Source organism: Mesorhizobium sp. Root157 (genome assembly GCF_001427385.1).
Classification (GTDB): domain Bacteria; phylum Pseudomonadota; class Alphaproteobacteria; order Rhizobiales; family Rhizobiaceae; genus Mesorhizobium.
In genome coordinates this window covers 588,185-605,063 of record NZ_LMGJ01000012.1, presented here as the reverse complement: position 1 = coordinate 605,063, position 16,879 = coordinate 588,185, and the positions used below count along the sequence as shown (strand labels likewise).

16 protein-coding genes are annotated in these 16,879 nt (G+C 63.3%); 7 read left to right on the top strand and 9 right to left on the bottom strand.

Annotated elements, in window-relative coordinates:
- Nucleotides 1-33 precede the first annotated feature (33 nt).
- Complete coding sequence (gene purF / locus ASD64_RS10875; RefSeq protein WP_056104810.1) at nt 34-1,503, top strand: amidophosphoribosyltransferase; 1,470 nt, start codon at nt 34-36, stop codon at nt 1,501-1,503.
- A 39-nt stretch (nt 1,504-1,542) separates the two neighbouring features.
- Here purF and ASD64_RS10870 read toward each other — a convergent pair whose 3' ends face one another.
- Entirely contained in the window at nt 1,543-1,947 is a 405-nt protein-coding gene (locus tag ASD64_RS10870; RefSeq protein ID WP_056104808.1) for a DoxX family protein, read from the bottom strand.
- Nucleotides 1,948-2,256: 309 nt separating this feature from the next.
- Between ASD64_RS10870 and ASD64_RS10865 the strand changes: the two genes are divergently transcribed.
- Nucleotides 2,257-3,018 (top strand): SDR family NAD(P)-dependent oxidoreductase, encoded by a 762-nt coding sequence (locus ASD64_RS10865; RefSeq protein ID WP_056104806.1) that lies wholly within the window; start codon nt 2,257-2,259, stop codon nt 3,016-3,018.
- Between the two features lie 90 nt (nt 3,019-3,108).
- Nucleotides 3,109-3,735 carry a hypothetical protein gene (locus ASD64_RS10860; RefSeq protein ID WP_056104804.1) on the top strand — a complete coding sequence of 209 codons (627 nt, stop codon included), beginning with the start codon at nt 3,109-3,111 and terminating at the stop codon, nt 3,733-3,735.
- A gap of 109 nt (nt 3,736-3,844) precedes the next feature.
- Here the strand turns inward: ASD64_RS10860 and ASD64_RS10855 are convergent, their stop codons facing one another.
- Nucleotides 3,845-4,351, bottom strand: coding sequence for an OsmC family protein (locus ASD64_RS10855; protein WP_056104802.1), 507 nt, complete (start codon nt 4,349-4,351; stop codon nt 3,845-3,847).
- Nucleotides 4,352-4,539: 188 nt separating this feature from the next.
- Here ASD64_RS10855 and ASD64_RS10850 point away from each other — a divergent pair, with 188 nt between their 5' ends.
- The 3 genes from ASD64_RS10850 (at nt 4,540) to ASD64_RS10840 (ending at nt 9,179) form a co-directional block, all read left to right on the top strand.
- On the top strand, nt 4,540-5,430 hold the full coding sequence (locus ASD64_RS10850) for a DMT family transporter (RefSeq protein ID WP_056104801.1): 891 nt from the start codon (nt 4,540-4,542) through the stop codon (nt 5,428-5,430).
- Between the two features lie 130 nt (nt 5,431-5,560).
- Complete coding sequence (locus ASD64_RS10845) at nt 5,561-6,616, top strand: pentapeptide repeat-containing protein (protein ID WP_056104798.1); 1,056 nt, start codon at nt 5,561-5,563, stop codon at nt 6,614-6,616.
- 334 nt (nt 6,617-6,950) lie between these two features.
- A complete protein-coding gene (locus ASD64_RS10840; RefSeq protein ID WP_056104797.1) occupies nt 6,951-9,179 on the top strand; it encodes an AMP-binding protein in 2,229 nt (742 codons plus the stop codon).
- A gap of 94 nt (nt 9,180-9,273) precedes the next feature.
- Here ASD64_RS10840 and pssA read toward each other — a convergent pair whose 3' ends face one another.
- The 6 genes from pssA to ASD64_RS10810 form a co-directional block, all read right to left on the bottom strand.
- Complete coding sequence (pssA, locus tag ASD64_RS10835; RefSeq protein ID WP_056104794.1) at nt 9,274-10,098, bottom strand: CDP-diacylglycerol--serine O-phosphatidyltransferase; 825 nt, start codon at nt 10,096-10,098, stop codon at nt 9,274-9,276.
- 8 nt (nt 10,099-10,106) lie between these two features.
- Complete coding sequence (locus tag ASD64_RS10830; RefSeq protein ID WP_056104793.1) at nt 10,107-10,805, bottom strand: phosphatidylserine decarboxylase; 699 nt, start codon at nt 10,803-10,805, stop codon at nt 10,107-10,109.
- Between the two features lie 91 nt (nt 10,806-10,896).
- Nucleotides 10,897-11,271, bottom strand: coding sequence for a YciI family protein (locus ASD64_RS10825; protein ID WP_056104792.1), 375 nt, complete (start codon nt 11,269-11,271; stop codon nt 10,897-10,899).
- A gap of 86 nt (nt 11,272-11,357) precedes the next feature.
- Entirely contained in the window at nt 11,358-13,250 is a 1,893-nt protein-coding gene (locus ASD64_RS10820) for an ABCB family ABC transporter ATP-binding protein/permease (protein ID WP_056104790.1), read from the bottom strand.
- Between the two features lie 45 nt (nt 13,251-13,295).
- Nucleotides 13,296-13,628: an ArsR/SmtB family transcription factor gene (locus ASD64_RS10815; RefSeq protein WP_056104787.1), complete on the bottom strand. Its 333-nt coding sequence runs from the start codon at nt 13,626-13,628 to the stop codon at nt 13,296-13,298.
- Nucleotides 13,629-13,728: 100 nt separating this feature from the next.
- A complete protein-coding gene (locus tag ASD64_RS10810; protein ID WP_056105081.1) occupies nt 13,729-15,225 on the bottom strand; it encodes a LysM peptidoglycan-binding domain-containing protein in 1,497 nt (498 codons plus the stop codon).
- 111 nt (nt 15,226-15,336) lie between these two features.
- On the opposite strand from ASD64_RS10810, the gene ASD64_RS10805 reads away from it, so the two are divergent.
- On the top strand, nt 15,337-15,948 hold the full coding sequence (locus ASD64_RS10805; protein ID WP_056104785.1) for a TIGR00730 family Rossman fold protein: 612 nt from the start codon (nt 15,337-15,339) through the stop codon (nt 15,946-15,948).
- Here ASD64_RS10805 and rarD read toward each other — a convergent pair.
- Nucleotides 15,932-16,858, bottom strand: a complete 927-nt coding sequence (gene rarD / locus ASD64_RS10800) for an EamA family transporter RarD (protein ID WP_056105079.1) — start codon at nt 16,856-16,858, stop codon at nt 15,932-15,934. The two genes, ASD64_RS10805 and rarD, sit on opposite strands and share 17 nt — an antisense overlap.
- Between the last annotated feature and the right edge of the window lie 21 nt (nt 16,859-16,879).

Sequence of the window (16,879 nt, the reverse complement as noted above, 5' to 3'; positions counted from 1 at the left end):
TCTATATACCGGCTTTAGCGGAGCTTGACCTTGATGGCAGACGAACAGGGCGTTCTCTCAGCCGAGGCCGACGACCATTTCCACGACGAATGCGGCGTGTTCGGTATTTTCGGCCGGCAGGATGCCGCGGCAATCGTAACGCTTGGCCTGCACGCGCTCCAGCACCGCGGCCAGGAGGCCGCCGGCATCGTGTGCTATGACGGCACCCAGTTCCACGTCGAGCGCCATGTTGGCCTGATCGGCGACACCTTCACCAAGCAGCGCGTCATCGACAGCCTGAAAGGCAACCGCGCCATCGGTCATACCCGCTATGCCACCACAGGCGGGGCCGGCATGCGCAACATCCAGCCCTTCTTCGCCGAACTGGCGGACGGCGGCTTTGCCATCGCCCACAACGGCAACATCACCAATGCCATGACCGTGCAGCGCGTGCTGCAGAAACAGGGCTCGATCTTTTCGTCCACATCGGACACCGAAACCATCCTTCATCTGGTGGCGACCAGCAAGGAGCGCGACCTCAACGCCCGCTTCATCGATGCGGTGCGCCAGATCGAAGGCGCTTTCTCGCTGGTGGCGCTGTCGTCCAAGAAGATGATCGGCTGCCGCGATCCGCTCGGCATCCGCCCGCTGGTGCTGGGCGATCTGGACGGCGCCTGGATTCTCGCGTCCGAAACCTGTGCGCTCGACATCATCGGCGCGCGCTTCGTGCGCGACGTGAAGCCCGGCGAGATGGTGGTCGTCACCACCAAGGGCGTCGAAAGCCTGTTCCCCTTCGAGCAGCAGAAGACGCGCTTCTGCATCTTTGAATACGTCTATTTCGCGCGCCCGGACTCCTCCGTCGAAGGCCGCAACGTCTATGAGGTGCGCAAGCGCATCGGCGCCGAACTTGCCCGCGAAAACCCGGTGGAGGCCGACCTCGTCGTGCCGGTGCCGGATTCCGGCACTCCTGCGGCAATCGGCTTTTCCCAGGAAGCCAACATGCCGTTCGAACTCGGCATCATCCGCAACCACTATGTCGGACGCACCTTCATTTCGCCCGGCGATTCCATCCGTCACATGGGCGTCAAGCTGAAGCACAATGCCAATCGCCGCATGCTCGAGGGCAAGCGGGTCGTGCTGGTCGACGATTCCATCGTGCGCGGCACCACCAGCCAGAAGATCGTGCAGATGGTCCGCGACGCCGGCGCCAGGGAAGTTCACATGCGCATCGCATCCCCGCCGACGCGCGCCTCCTGCTTCTACGGCGTCGATACGCCCGAAAAGTCGAAGCTGCTCGCCTCGCGCATGTCGGTTGAGGAGATGGCCGACTTCATCCGCGTGGATTCGCTGGGTTTCCTGTCGATCGACGGTCTCTACCGCGCTGTCGGCGAGGCTGGCCGCAACAATGAACAGCCGCAGTTCTGCGATGCCTGCTTCACCGGCGATTACCCGACCCGGCTGGCCGATTTCGAAGGCTCCGACAATGTGCGCACCCTGTCGCTGCTGGCGGCGGGCGGATCGTAAGCTTCCTGGCTTCAATCGTCGAAGTGCCTTGCGGATCGCTCAAGGCTTCCAGATCAGGCCGTGGTTCACCGTGAACTTCCCGCCCGGCCCGTGCATGGCTGCATAGAGCAGCCCGGCCAGGAAGGTGAAGTGATCGACGAAGAAGCCGAACTCGGCCTGGTTGCCTTCCCAATGCGACGGGCCGTGGAAGGCGAACGCCAGAAAGATCACATAGACGCCTGCCAGAAGTGATGCCTCGGAAAAGAAGGCACCGGTCAGGAATGCCAAGACCAGCCCCACTTCGAAGAACGCCGCGAGCCAAGCCAGAAGCAACGGAAACGGAAATCCGGCAGCGGCAATATAGGCTGCCGTATCCGCCATGCCGGCGAACTTGAAGGCGGCGGCCATGGCGAAGACGCCGGCGAAGATCAGCCTTGCGATCAGGATTGCTACGGTTCTGCCCATGGGTTGCTTCTCCAACAATGCGTGTTTCGCTCCAAGGACGCCGAGTGGCAGGCATTCCCGACATCCGGGCCCGAAAATTCCGCTAGAGCGTCTCGCGATCCTTTGTTTGAGCATCAGATTTCCGAAAACCGGATCCACTTTTCGGTCCGATGCTTTAGCCACTTGCGTTCATGCATGTCTTTGTCCCGAAACCGGCTCCCACTTTCGGGAGACATGCAGTGGACTGGGGCAAAATGGATCACCCCTCACAGGGTTCCTTCTTTGGCGGATTCGTCCTATCTGGTGCCCACGCTTCAGTTGGATAGCCGAATGACCCCTGCCCTCGACCTCACCGGCCGCACCGCCGTCGTTACCGGCGCTTCGCGCGGCATAGGCTATTTCATTGCAAGGCATCTGGCCGCTGCCGGCGCGCATGTCATTGCCGTGGCGCGCACGGTCGGCGGACTGGAAGAACTGGACGACGAGATCAAGGCCGAGCGCAACAGGACCGGCAAGGGCGGGGCAACGCTGGTTCCGCTCGATCTGGCCGACATGGACGGCATCGACCGCCTCGGCGGCGCCATCCACGAGCGCTGGGGCAAGCTCGACATCCTCGTCGCCAACGCCGGCGTGCTGGGCACCATATCACCGCTCGGCCATGTCGAAGCCAAAACCTTCGACAAGGTCATGACCGTCAACGTCACCTCAACCTGGCGCATGATCCGCTCGGTCGATCCGCTGCTTAGGCTGTCCGACGCCGGCCGCGCCATCCTCATTTCATCGGGTGCGGCGCATTCGGCTCGCGCCTTCTGGGGCCCTTACGCCGCTTCCAAGGCCGCGGTCGAAGCGCTGGCGCGCTCCTGGGCCGACGAAACCCGCAACATGCCGTTGCGCGTCAACGCGGTCGATCCGGGCGCCACGCGCACAGCGATGCGCGCGCAGGCCGTGCCCGGCGAAAATCCGGAAACGCTGCCGCATCCTTCCGACATTGCCGCCCGCATCGTCACGCTCGCCAGCCCCGCACTGACCGAGACCGGCATGATCTACCAAGCCAGGCACGACCGCTGGGTGTCCTACCGCATGCCGGAATAAGCCACACGAAGTCGTGATTGGTGGACGATTCCGCCGCCCCCTATCGTTTTCCAGCAGGCAACGACCGTCAACAAGCTGGAGGACACCATCATGCGAACATTGCTGATCCTGACTGCCCTGACCCTTGCTGCCGGCGGCGCAGCATTCGCCCAGGACACTTCGATGAGTTTCTTCGTGACCAGCGCCGGCTCGGGCAAGGGTGCCGATCTTGGCGGCCTTGCCGGCGCCGATGCGCATTGCACGTCGCTTGCGGAAGCCGCCGGCGCGACCGGCAAGACATGGCATGCCTATCTTTCGACCAGCGACACCGACGCCCGCGACCGCATCGGCAGCGGTCCATGGTTCAACGCCAAGGGCGAGAAGATCGCCGACGATGTCGCCACCTTGCATGGCGACGCCAACAACCTGACCAAGCAGACGGCGCTCAGCGAGAAGGGCGAAGTCATCAACGGGCGTGGCGACACCCCCAACCGCCACGATATCCTGACCGGCTCCAATGCGGACGGGACCAAAGTCCTCGACCAGACGTGCGGCGACTGGACGTTGAGCGGCGCGGAAGGGGTGGCGATGTTGGGCCATTCCGACCGTACTGGGCTTGACGATTCGGCAGCCGCCAAATCGTGGAACTCTTCGCACGCCTCGCGCGGCGGCTGCAGCCAGGAAGCGCTGAAAGGCACGGGCGGCGACGGCCTGTTCTACTGCTTCGCCGCCAATTGAGGATCGCACCGAGGCCGCGTCTACAACGACGCGGCCGGTGTTGCGTTGAAAGCCCTGGCACGGGCGGACCGGATATCCGGTCCGCCCGTTCACTTTGGGAATCCAGATGTCAGCGCTCGGCGCTGACTGACAGTTGCGGTCGGGAGTTGAGCGTCTGGAACACCACGCAATAGCGCTCGGTAAGCTTGAGCAGCGCGTCGATGCGCTCCTGCGGTTCGTCCGTGTCGAGACGGAACGCCAGCCGAATGGCGCGAAACCCAACCGGCGCATCCTTGGCGACGCCAAGCGTGCCGCGAAAATCGAGGTCGCCTTCGGCCTCGACCGTGGCCGAACCCAACCGAAACTCCAGTGCCGTGGCAACCGCCTTCAGCGTCACCCCGGCACAGGCCACCAGCGCTTCGAGCAGCATGTCGCCGGAGCACAATTCAAGCCCTGAACCGCCGGTGGCGGGGTGCAGCCCGGCCACGGCCAGCGCCCTACCCGTCTCCACCTTGCAGGCGATCTTCTGATCGTCGAGCGTACCCTTCGCCCGCAGCGTGATGACCGCCTGCGCAGCATCCTCGCGATAGGCATCCTTGAGCGGCGATTGCATGGCTTTCAATTCGGCGGCGTCCATTGCCCACTCCCGCTCGGCGTTTTTCGCACTCTACTACGCACCGAACAGGCCGGCACGACAATATCGCACCGCTCTGAGCCAAAGCATGAGCCGGCCTGGCACAGCAGTTCGGGGCATCGGCATCGTGTAAGCGTGAAGCGTGCATGTCTGGCCGATTTTCCGGCCACGCCTCCATGCCGGGAGATCGCATGACCAACGTCGCCATATTGGAGTCGCGTCAAAGCGTGTTGGCCGGCATTTTGTTGACCAGCCTGGCTTACCTGCTTTTTTCCACCCAGGATGCGGCCATCAAGCTGCTGGTAGCCGACATCACCGTCCTGCAGATCCTGTTTTTCCGCAGCGCCACGATCCTGATCGGCTGCGGCCTTGTCGGAGGCGCGAAGGTTTATGCACAAGCCGCCCGCTCGCCCATCGTGCGGGCCATGCTGTTGCGCAGCTTCCTCATCCTCATCGCCTGGCTTTGCTACTACACGGCGGCCAAGCATTTGCAATTGGCCGAGCTGACGACGATCTATTTCGCCGCTCCCATCATCGTCACCGTGCTGTCGATCGCTCTGCTCGGCGAGAAGGTGCCGGCCATTCGGTGGGCAGCCGTGCTGTTGGGCTTCGTCGGCGTATTCATCGCCTGCGACCCGGCTCGGCTCGGATTTTCCATGCCGGTTCTGCTCGTGCTGGCGGCAGCCTTCCTCTGGGGGCTGTCCATCGTGCTTTTGCGCAAGATCGCCCTGCAGGAACGCACGCTGATCCAGCTCATTCTCAACAACGCTTTTTTCCTGGTCATTGCCGGCCTGCCGCTGCTGCAACTTTGGCAGACGCCCGATCCACGCTCTCTTGCCCTTTTGGTCGGCGTCGGCGTGCTTGGCGGCCTGGCGCAGTTCCTGCTGTTCGAGGGCATGAAACGGGCGCCCGTGTCGATCATCGCGCCGTTCGAATACACGTCTCTGGTGTGGGCTTTCGCGCTTGGCTTCGCCATCTGGGGCGACGTGCCGCGAGCCGAGGTGTTCATCGGCGCGGCGTTGATCGTAGGCGCCGGCTTGATCATCGTCGCCAGCGAGCGGTTCGGCAGGCCCGCAGGCTAGCCGTTCACCTGACACAAGGGTGTCAGCACGCGCGTCGCTGCGCAGCACACCACACCACGTAGCCGCAACCGGATGGACATCGCACGACGCCAGGCGCACCATGGCGTCGCGGCATTCGACTGGGGGACAGATGCTGAGCGACATTCCTCTTTGGGTGTGGCCGTTGGTGGCGGCGCTTATTGTCGTCGTGATCTTTCACGTGCCAGAAAATGACCTAAAGGCGCTGAACACCCGCTTCATCGGGGGCGAAGCCGCAAAGACAATTGTGGCCATCGCGAGCTTCGTTGGCTTCCTTGCCGTCGTCCTGACGTTTATCCAGATTCGCAACGACTTTCAGGATCGCGAGGTGGAACGCACAACGAGACACGCTGAAGAAATCAACAAGGCGTGGGATAGATTGCTCCAGCCGACCGGCGGCAATATCGGCAAGGGTGCTGCCCTGACGCTCGTTTATGGCGCCGGCGAGATTGACGAGGAGCTCGACCTTTCCTGCAAGGCGGTAGGCAGTTGGGATAGCGCGCAAGGCAAATGCGGAACGCCCCCGCGCTTCCACAAGGTAACACTCGACCATGGCAATAGGAGCGGCGACGAATTGGCAAATGCGTTCGCCAACGCCCCCAAAGGGATTCGGCTGGCCGGCGCCAAGCTTCGCGACTGGAAGATGAATTGGGTGCATTTCCCGGATGCCGATTTCCAGGGTACCGAGATCGACGGGATCGAGATGAGGAATTCTCTCCTCTCCGGTCGCTTCGATGGCGCGCGGTTCGCTCGATGCGACCTCATCCAGTCCGCCATATATACCTTCGACACGCCACCCGACCTGATACGATGCAACATAAGCGGAGCGACCTTGAACTGGATCGAAAACCCACGCGCCCATTTTCTAGGGTTGCGCGCCTGGGCGGACTATCCACCCCTGACATTCGACAACGAAGACAGGATTTTCCCGACGGAGATCTACAAAGTGCCGCGCCGTATCGTGAAGATCGAAGTGCTCAGGAAGATTTCGCTGTGCACCCCGCCAACCGATCTTCATGGCAATCCATTGCCGCTAGAAAGCAGACAATTGCTGGCTGACCAATTGGATCGCCCTTGCCAAACAATGAAAGCGGAAGACGCAATGGCGAAGTACCCGAACGCCTACCAGTTCCGCGGCTCGATCCGCGATGCGCTTTTCAAACGCTGATACTCTGTGAAAGAGTTGAAGCCACCGGACGCGCTGGGGTGACGGCACAGATGCCGTCGCCCGAAATCTGATTTTTTGTGGAACCTTTCCGCCAACGGCGCATTGTTGGCGCGACGGGCGTCCCCAAGTCCCCCAAACCCCTGCCCGTCCTCCTTTAAAGCCGGCTCGAACGCCGGCTTTTTCTTTCCAGCGTCATTTCATGAGGGCAAAGTCGAGAAAAGCGAGGCCTTCCAAACTCTAATGCTTTTGGTTGACGCCGATCCTACTTTCGTTACTTTTCCTGCCGGAACGGTCGGGAAGAACCGTGCTATGATACGTTGGGAGTGATGCCCGCATGGTCCTGACCTTCGCGTTGCTCGCTGGTGTCGCCGCAGCCTGGTTCCTGATCGGTGTTATCGAAAAAGTGCGGCTGGGCCTCAGCCTGACCCAGGCGCTGCTCTATGTGCCGTTCAAGCTCGCCTACCGGATCGAAGACAGCCGCATCAAAGTGGCGCGCAAGGCCGCTGCCCCGGTGATCTATGTCGTAACGCACCAGTCGCGCATCGACCCGGCCCTGATGCTTTGCCTGCTGCCGGACAACACTTTGCACATCCTCGATCCGGTGTCGGCCAGATCGCCGTGGCTGGAGCCGTGGCGGGAACTTGCCCGCACAATCGCCTTCAATGCCGAGCACGTCTTCGTCAGCCGCCGCCTGGTGCGGGTCTTGAAGGGCAAGGGCCGGCTTGCCGTCTATATTCCCGAAGCCGTCGAACCGGATGTGAAGTCCTTCCGGCTTTATCGCGCCCTTGCCCGCATCGCCCTGCAGTCGGACGCCCGCATCGTGCCGATCTTCGTCGGCGGGGCGCGCTCGCTGCCCTTCTCCAGGATCGAAGCGGCCAAGGCACCGCGCCACTGGTTCCCAAGCCTTTCGGTTGCGGTGCTTGAACCGGTGACCGTCGCGGAAATGCTGGCTCAGACGCCGGACCCGGCCGGAAGCTCGACCAACGCGTTGTTCGACCGGGTGGCGGAAGCGCGGTTTTCTGCGACCGAACCCAACCGCAGCCTGTTTCAGGCCGTGCGCGATGCCGCCGACCGCGTCGGCGCGGGACACACGATCGTGGAGGATATCGTCAGCGGCGCGCTGAGCTACCGCAAGCTGCTGAGCGGCTCCCGCATTCTCGGCAGCCGCTTCATGCGGGCAACGGCGCCGGGCGAAGCAGTCGGCTTGATGCTGCCCAACACCAACGGCGTCGTCCTGTCGCTGCTTGGCCTCTCGTCCGCCGGTCAGGTCGCGGCAATGATCAACTACACCGCCGGCCCGGCAAGCGTTACCGCCGCAATCCGCACGGCAATGATCCACACGGTGATTTCGTCGCGCGCCTTCATCGAAAAAGCCGGGCTTGCCGATATCGTCGAAGCGGTCGAGGCCGGCGGCGCCAAATTGCTCTGGCTCGAGGACATTCGAGCCGGAATTTCCGTCTTCGACAAGGCCGCCGCCGCGCTATTGTGGCGTAGGCCCCTGCGCGTGCAGGAGGCAAGAAAGCCGGCCGTTATCCTGTTCACATCGGGCTCCGAAGGAACCCCCAAAGCGGTGGTGCTGTCGCACCGCAACCTCGTCGCCAACGCCATGCAGGCCGAAGCGCGCATCAGCGTGTCGCCGGCCGACACACTTCTCAACGTCTTGCCGGTGTTCCATTCGTTCGGGCTGACCGGCGGCACAATCCTGCCCTTGGTAGCCGGCATCAAACTGTTCCTCTACCCCTCGCCGCTGCACTACAAGATCATCCCTGAAATCGCCGGCAAGATCCGCCCCACGGTGATGTTCGGCACCGACACCTTCCTGGCCAATTATGCGCGCAACGCCAAGGACGGCGACTTCTCCAGCCTGCGCTTCGTCGTGGCGGGAGCCGAAGCGGTAAAGCCGGAGACACGGCGCATCTGGCGCGAGCGCTTCCAGACCGAGATCGTTGAAGGCTATGGGCTCACCGAGGCCGCGCCCGTTGTGGCCGTCAACACCGCCATCCATGGCCGCGAAGGCACGGTCGGGAGGCTTCTGCCGGCCATGCGCATGAGGCTCGAGCCGGTCGAGGGCATTGCCGAAGGGGGCAGCCTGTGGGTGTCCGGCCCCAACCTGATGATGGGCTACATGACCGCCGACCGGCCCGGCGAACTGCAGCCGGTCACCGGCAACTGGCACGACACAGGCGACATCGTGTCGGTCGACCGGGAAGGCTTCATCACCATAAGCGGTCGTGCCAAGCGCTTCGCCAAGGTGGCCGGCGAAATGGTGTCGCTCGGCGCGGTCGAGATGCTGGTGCAGTCGCTGTGGCCGGAAGAACATCACGCGGCGGTTTCGGTGCCCGACAAGCGGCGCGGCGAGCGCATCGTACTGGTCACGACGGCGGCCGACGCCAGCCCCGAGGCTTTGCGACAATATGGCAAGAAGGCGGGTGCGGCTGAACTCGCGGTGCCTGCCGACATCATCAAGGTCAAGGAGATCCCGGTCCTCGGCTCGGGCAAGACCGACTACATGTCGGCGCGACGGCTGGCGCTCGATCATCTGGGGCTGAGCGCCGCCGCTTAGCGGCTTGCACAATTCAGAACCTGAATCGGGAAACCGATTCAAGCCTTTGTTTTCGCTAAACTATAATGTAGGGGTTCGCGGCTATTCGAGCCCGCTATTCCGACGACCGCGCATCGACGTCGGGCGGCAGTTCGGCTTCGCCTTCCTTCTTGGCCCGGCGAGAATAGGCGCGCACGCTGAACGGCAGGAAAATCAGGTAAACGCCGACCGAGGCGGTCAGCGTGTACCACGGATAGCTCACCAGAAGCAGAATGTAGAGGACGACGGCGAGGATGACCAGGAGCATGCGGTCGCCCGGAATCTTCACGCTCTTGCCCGAATAGACCGGCAGGCGGCTGACCAGCAGGAAGGCGATGATGACGGTGAAGGCGGTGCCGATGAAGGCTGCATAATTGGTCGGCTCGAGCCCCAGAAAGGACAGGTAAAGCGGCAGCATGACCACCACTGCGCCAGCCGGAGCCGGTACGCCGACGAAATACTCGCCCTGCCAGGTGGGGCGGTCCTGATCTTCCTCAAGCACGTTGAAGCGGGCCAGGCGCATGCCGCAGGCGATCGCGAACAAAAGCGCGGCGATCCAGCCCGGCGAACCGGCCCGGTCGAGCAGGAAGGCATAGAGCACCAATGCGGGCGCTACGCCAAAATTGATCACGTCGGCCAGCGAATCCATCTGAGCGCCGAACTTGGAGGTGGCCTTGAGCAGCCGCGCCAACCGGCCATCGACGCCGTCGAGGAAAGCCGCAATCAGCACCATCACGACGGCGGATTCGAAGCGGCCCTCGAAGGCGAAGCGGATACCCGACAGGCCGGCGCAGATCGCCAGCACCGTGATGAGATTGGGAAACATCAGCCGCAGCGGGATTTCGCGGATGCGCGGCCCGCCGGACCCGTGTGCCTCGAATTTCTTGAAGGGAGGCGTCATCGGGCCGGCTACGAGACGCAGACCAGGGGAGCGGACGCCGTACCGCCGAACTCGGCGATCACGGTTTCACCCCCCACCGCCGTCTGGCCGACCGCGACACGCGGCACGGCACCGGCCGGCAGATAGACATCGACGCGCGAACCGAAACGGATCAGGCCGAAGCGCTCGCCAATGGCAATGGCGCCGCCAGCTTCCGCCCAGCAGACGATGCGGCGCGCCACCAGACCCGCGATCTGCACGGCCGCCACGGTGCCGTTGGGGCTGTCGATGACCACGCCGTTGCGCTCGTTCTCGGTGCTGGCCTTGTCCAGTTCGGCGTTCAGGAACTGGCCTGGCCGATGCTCGATGCGGGTGATGCGTCCGCGCACCGGGGCGCGGTTCACGTGGCAGGAGAACACGTTCATGAACACGGAAATGCGCGTCATCTCATCGCCGCCAAGGCCAAGTTCGCGCGGCGGCACAGCGGGGCCGACCGCCGACACCACGCCATCGGCAGGGCTGATGACCAGCCGGTCGTCGACAGGCGTCACCCGCTCGGGATCGCGGAAGAAATAGATGCACCAGGCGGTGAGGATGAGGCAGATCCAGAACAGAACCGACGAGAAATAGCCGACAACCAGCGTCACCGCCGCGAAAACGGCGATGAACGGATAGCCTTCGCGATGGATCGGAACGAATACGTTTCGGATCGTATCGGCAAGTTGCATCGAGTCGGGACCGGGGCCGTTTCAGGTGCGGCCTGTCTAGCGGAAACAATGCCTGGCCGCAACGCGGCAATCGAACTGTCGTAGTGACGAATTAGCCGGCCTCGAGAGAGGTGCCCGGGAGGTAAAGCAAGACCGGCCGGATTTCATAGACCGCCGTAGGGTTGGCGCGACGCAGGTCACGTGCGGCCTCGACAGCAGCCTCGCGCGTCGCGCAATCCACGACGTAAAAGCCCAGCAACTGCTCCTTGGTTTCCGCGAACGGGCCGTCGATGACCATTCCGTCTCCCGGTCCGCGCAGCGTACAGGCCTCGTTGGTTGCGCCCAGCCTGGCAGCCGGCCCAAGCGCCTTTTCATGCGTCAGCCGGTCGTGGACCTTGTGGAGTTCCGTCATCAAGGCCGCATCCTCTTGCGGCGACCAGGATTCGACAAGGTCTTCGACGTGATAAGCGAGGATTGCATAGTACATCCAATGTACCTTTCGTCGTGCGGGTTGGCGTCGGTCCCAGAACGCCAAACTATCGCATTCCACCCGGCGCGATCCAGCCCCCGGTGTCAGTCTTGCGATACCTCCGAGGTACGGCGGCGCACGACGACGCCAAGTTCGTCGGATTCGCGGGCGATGCGCAGCCGCTCCTCCGCCTCGGTCGCCTCGCGCTGGCGATCCCACATCGACGCGTAGAGACCATGTTCGCGAAGCAGCGCCGCATGCGTGCCGCGCTCGGCGATCTGGCCGTCCTTCAAGACGATGATCTCGTCGGCCGAAATCACCGTCGACAGGCGGTGCGCGATGACGATGGTGGTCCGCCCCTTGCTGACCAGGTCGAGAGCAGCCTGGATTTCCTGCTCGGTATGGCTATCCAGCGCCGACGTGGCCTCGTCGAGGATGAGGATCGGCGGCGCCTTGAGGATCGTGCGGGCAATCGCCACGCGCTGCTTTTCGCCGCCCGACAATTTCAACCCGCGTTCGCCGACCATGGTGCGATAGCCGTCCGGCAGGCGCTCGATGAACGGCCCGATCTGCGCGAGTTCGGCAGCCTGGCGCACGTCTGCCTCGGCCGCTTGAGGGCGTCCATAGCGGATGTTGTAGGCAATGGTGTCGTTGAACAGCACGGTGTCCTGCGGCACCATGCCGATCGAGGCGCGCAGGCTTTCCTGCGTCACGTCGCGGATGTCCTGGCCGTCGATCAGAACCCCGCCGGACTGGATATCGTAGAACCTGAACAGCAGCCGCGAGATGGTCGATTTGCCTGCGCCCGAGGGACCGACGATGGCGACCGTCTTGCCGGCCGGCACCTCGAAGCTCACGCCCTTCAGGATCTTTCGGTTTTCCTCATAGGAGAAATGGACATCGCGGAACTCGACCTTGCCCGCGCCGACGGTGAGATTCCTCGCGCCCGGCTTGTCGGTCACCTCCTGCTTCACATCGAGCAGATCGAACATCTGCTCGATGTCGGTGAGGCCCTGGCGGATTTCACGGTAGATGAAGCCGATGAAGTTGAGCGGGATCGAAAGCTGCATCAGCATGGCGTTGATGAAGACGAAATCGCCCACCGTCTGCGTTCCGGCCTGCACTTCCAGCGCCGACATCGCCATGACCACCGTCATGCCGATGCCGAAGATCACGCCCTGGCCGAAATTCAGCCAGCCAAGCGAGGTCCAGATGCGGGTGGCGGCGATTTCGTAGCGGGCCATGGAGCGGTCGAAGCGCTCGGCTTCCATGGTCTCGTTGCCGAAATATTTCACCGTCTCGAAGTTGAGCAGCGAATCGATGGCCTTGGTGTTGGCGTCGGTGTCGCTGTCGTTCATGTCGCGGCGTATGTCGATGCGCCAGTCGCTCGCCCGTACCGTGAACCAGGTGTAGATCCACACCGTAACCGCCACCACGGCCACATATTTCCAGCCGTAGGCGACGGCGAAGATGCCAGCCGTCAGCGCGAATTCGAGGATCGTCGGCACCGTGTTCAGAACGGTGAACCGCACGATGGTCTCTATGCCCTTGGTGCCGCGCTCGATGATGCGCGACAGGCCGCCGGTGCGCCGCTCAAGATGGAAGCGCAGCGAAAGCTGGTGCATATGGACGAAGGTGCGGTAGGCGAGTTGGCGCACCGCATGCTGACCGACGCGGGCAAACAGCGAGTCGCGCAACTGATTGAAGCCGAGTTGCACCACGCGCACGACATTGTAGGCCACGACCAGCATGACCGGCACCAGCAGGAACGCCGGCAGCGGCGGCGGAACCTTTGCGTCGCCGGCAAGCGCGTCGGTCGCCCACTTGAAGAAATACGGACCGGCCACCAGCGTCAGCTTGGCGGCAACCAGCAGCACGCTGGCCCAGACGACGCGGGCCTTGAGGTCGGCCCGATCCGCCGGCCACATGTAAGGCCAGAGATTCACCAGCGTGTTGAAGGTCGAGCCGGAATCGGCGGAGACGGTCTTGTTAGCCACGATTGTTTGCCTTGCAGAAAGCGTTTCGCTTTGCGGGGTAAGAGTTCAGCAGCCTGAGCAGCAGGATTCGGTGAAGGTCGCGACCGCGCTCGAAACGGCAGAGAGCGCCTCCCGGTCGACGGCATAGCGGGAGCGCTGGCCATCGGCTTCGAACCGCACAAGCCCCGCCGCCACCAGTATCTTGAGGTGCTGCGATACCGTCGATTGCGCAAGGTCGAGCCGCTCGACCACTTGGCCGCAACAGCATGAGCGGTGCGCAGAAAGGTGGCGCAGGATCTCGATGCGGGTCGGATGCGCCAAAGCCGTCAGCTTGGCCGCGAGCGCCGGCCCTTCGGACAGGCCGAAGTTCGAACCGTTGTCGGAGAGGGAAATATTCATCGTTTATCGTCGATATACGATGAACACCGTTTCAGCAAGTGCGGTTTTCAGGAAATCCAAAGCGCGTCGCGCAGGCGGCCGGGCCGCCTGCCAACAGGTTTTACTGTTGCGCAGGCGTCGAGGTGATCTGGTCGCCCATGGCCTTGTAGTCGGCGGTGTCGCCTTCCTTGGACGTTTCAGGCACCTTGAACACCTGTCCCGGCCAGATGCGGTCCGGATCGCTGATCTGCTCCTGATTGGCCAGATAGATGGTCGAATAGCGCACACCATGGCCATAGACGCGACGCGAAATACGCCACAGCGTATCGCCGCGCCGGATGATGACGGCGCTGTCGACATGTTCAAGCTTCGGCGCGACGGTCGTGGCCGGCGGCTCGCTGGCCGATGTCGAGGCGGCGGGGGCCGCTGCCGCCGTTTCGGCTGGCTTCTGTTCGCCGGATGCGGCAGGCGTTTCCGGCGCAGCCGGCTGCGAAGCAGCGGCTCCAGCCGAAGCAGCCTCGGCAGGCTTGGTTTCGGTCGTTGCCGGTGCGGCCGGCGCAACGGCAGCGATCGATTCGCCCGGCTCACGCTGGAACGGCACGGTGGCCCGCACGACGACCTTGGCGCCATCGGCATCCAGCCCATCGACCCGGATGGTGTATTCGCCGACCGGCAGGTCGCGCGCCGCCTCGATCAGGAAGTGGCCGTCAGGTGAAGTCACGGCATCGCCGAGCAGGATTTCGTTGGCATAGGCGCGCACTTTGCGGCCGGCATCGGCCAAGCCTGCGACAAAGACCTTGCTGCCGTCGATTTCAACCGCTTCGACGACGATCTTGACCCCGGCAGCCGGGGCTGCCGATGCTTCGGGCGCCGCCGCATCGCCGGTGGCCGAAGGTGCGGCAGGCGCAATGTTGATCGGAGCTTCCGTTGGTCCGGGCTCAGCCTGCGAACCTTCGGCCTGGGGTTGGGCTGCCGGCTTCGGAACCGTCAGAAGCTCGGCCGGCTTGCCGGGTTCCTCGACCATGGCAAGCACTTGCCCGCCCGGTTGCTCCGGAACGGAGACGACTGCGGTCTGGGTCGAGGTGGCGACAACGCTGTCCGGCGCGGTCGAGCGCAGAACGATCTGGTAGTCGCCCGGCTTCAGCGGATCGTCCAGCACGATGGCAAAAGCGCCATCTGAACCGGCCGTCGTTTCGCCGAGCACGGTAGAGCCATGAACGATCTCGACCTTGGCGTTCGGGGCAGCATTGCCGGCGATCACGACCGAACCGTTGTCCTCGACGCGCACGACATCGAAGGTCGGCGCGACCACGCCGGGAGGTGCCGGTTGCGTGGTGGATGCAGCCTCCCCTGCCGGCTTCATCGCGTCGGCGGCTGGCTTCATGGCATCGGCGGCGGGCGCCATCGCATTGGTCCCGGAAGCAGCCGGAAGCCGGGATTGCGTCTCGGTCGTCGCTTCCGCTCCCGGTGCAGTGGTTGCAGGCTGGGACAGCGATGCTACGCTTGGTGCCTGTGGGTTAAGATAGGGATCGAGGGCACCAGAAACATAGGCCACGCCTGCGGCGGCGACACAGCCGCCAACAGCAAACAGAAAAGCCTTCACCGGTGTAATCGCCATATTGTTCTTGCCCCTTAGCCACTTGACGCGGTCTACCCTGTTTTGCGGAAACCGACAAGAAAAGACCGCATTGGACTTGACCGCCGCCGCCGGCACCAGCACCAATCAGACATGAACACGATTCGATCCGTCTGTGTCTATTGCGGCTCATCTCCGGGTCGCGATGCGGCCTATCTTGAAGCGGGCCATCTGCTCGGCCGCTCGATTGCCCGTTCGGGCCTGCGCCTCATCTACGGCGGCGGCACCAAGGGCATCATGGGCGCGGTCGCGGACGGCGCCATTCGAGCCGGCGGCAAGGTCACCGGCATCATTCCCCGCTTCCTGGTGAACAAGGAAGCGACCGAAACGGCGCTCGACCGTCTGGACCAGATCGTCATCACCGACAACATGCATCAGCGCAAGCAGAAGATGTTCGAGGAATCAGACGCCTTTGTGGCGCTGCCCGGCGGCATCGGCACGGTCGAGGAGATCGTCGAGGTCATGACCTGGGCGCAACTAGGCCATCACCGCAAGCCGATGGTGTTCGGCAACATCAACGGCTTCTGGGATCCGATGCTTTCCCTGATCGCGCATATGGCTGCCGAAGGTTTCATCCACACCGCGCATCAGGTCAGGCCTATCGTCGTGCGGGAGCCCGAAGCCATCGTGGCGGCGATCCTGGCTGCGGCGTCCGTCGCCGACAGCCCCGCCGAAGGCGTGCCTTCGCTTATTGAGAAGATGTGATCGCGTTCGCCGAGGCCTTGGCGTTCAGCATCGACCAAGAATAGATCACAAGCGCCACCCAGATCAGGGCGAAGGCCACGGCGCGCTCGGAAGAAAACGGCTCGCGGAACACGAAGACGGCGACGATGAAGATCATGGTCGGCGCGATGTACTGCATGATGCCGATGGTCGATAGCCTGAGCAGCTTCGCGCCGTTGGCATAGAAGATCAGCGGTATCGCCGTGACGACGCCGCTCCCGACAAGCAGCCACAAATCGGTTGCGCTCTGGCTGCCGAAGTGACCCGTGCCTGTCGCCTGAGCCCAGCCTATAAAGGCAAGCGCCGGAACCGCCAGGATGAGGACTTCGAGGAAGAAGCCCTGCGCGGGGCCGATGGGCAGCGTCTTCTTGAACAGCGCGTAGAAGCCCCACGACACGGCGAGCGCGATGGACACCCACGGCAGGCCGCCATTCTCCCAGGTCAGGATCAGGACGGCCAGCACCGCCAGCACAATGGCGACAATCTGCATGCGGTTGAGCTTTTCGCCGAGCACCACGGCCCCGAGAAGGATGCTGAACAGGGGGTTGATGTAGTAGCCCAGCGCCGTTTCGAGCGCCCGGTCGACGGCGATCGCCCAGACGTAGACACACCAGTTGATGCTTATCAAAGCGGCGGTCAATGCGCCCATCATGAGCGTTCGCGGGCTGCGCAAGGCGCGCATGATGTCGTCCGTGCGGCCAAGCCAGATCAGCAGGCCGCCAGCGATCGGCAGCGACCAGATGACCCGGTGCGCCACCACTTCGATAGCCGGGATGTGCGCGACCGCCTTCATGTAGAAGGGCAGGAACCCCCATATCAGATAGGCAGCCAGGGCATAGAGAAAGCCGCGTTGCGCGGCCTTGTCGGTTGGGTTTGTCGCTTCAACGCTCATGCGGCCCATATGGAGCTATTG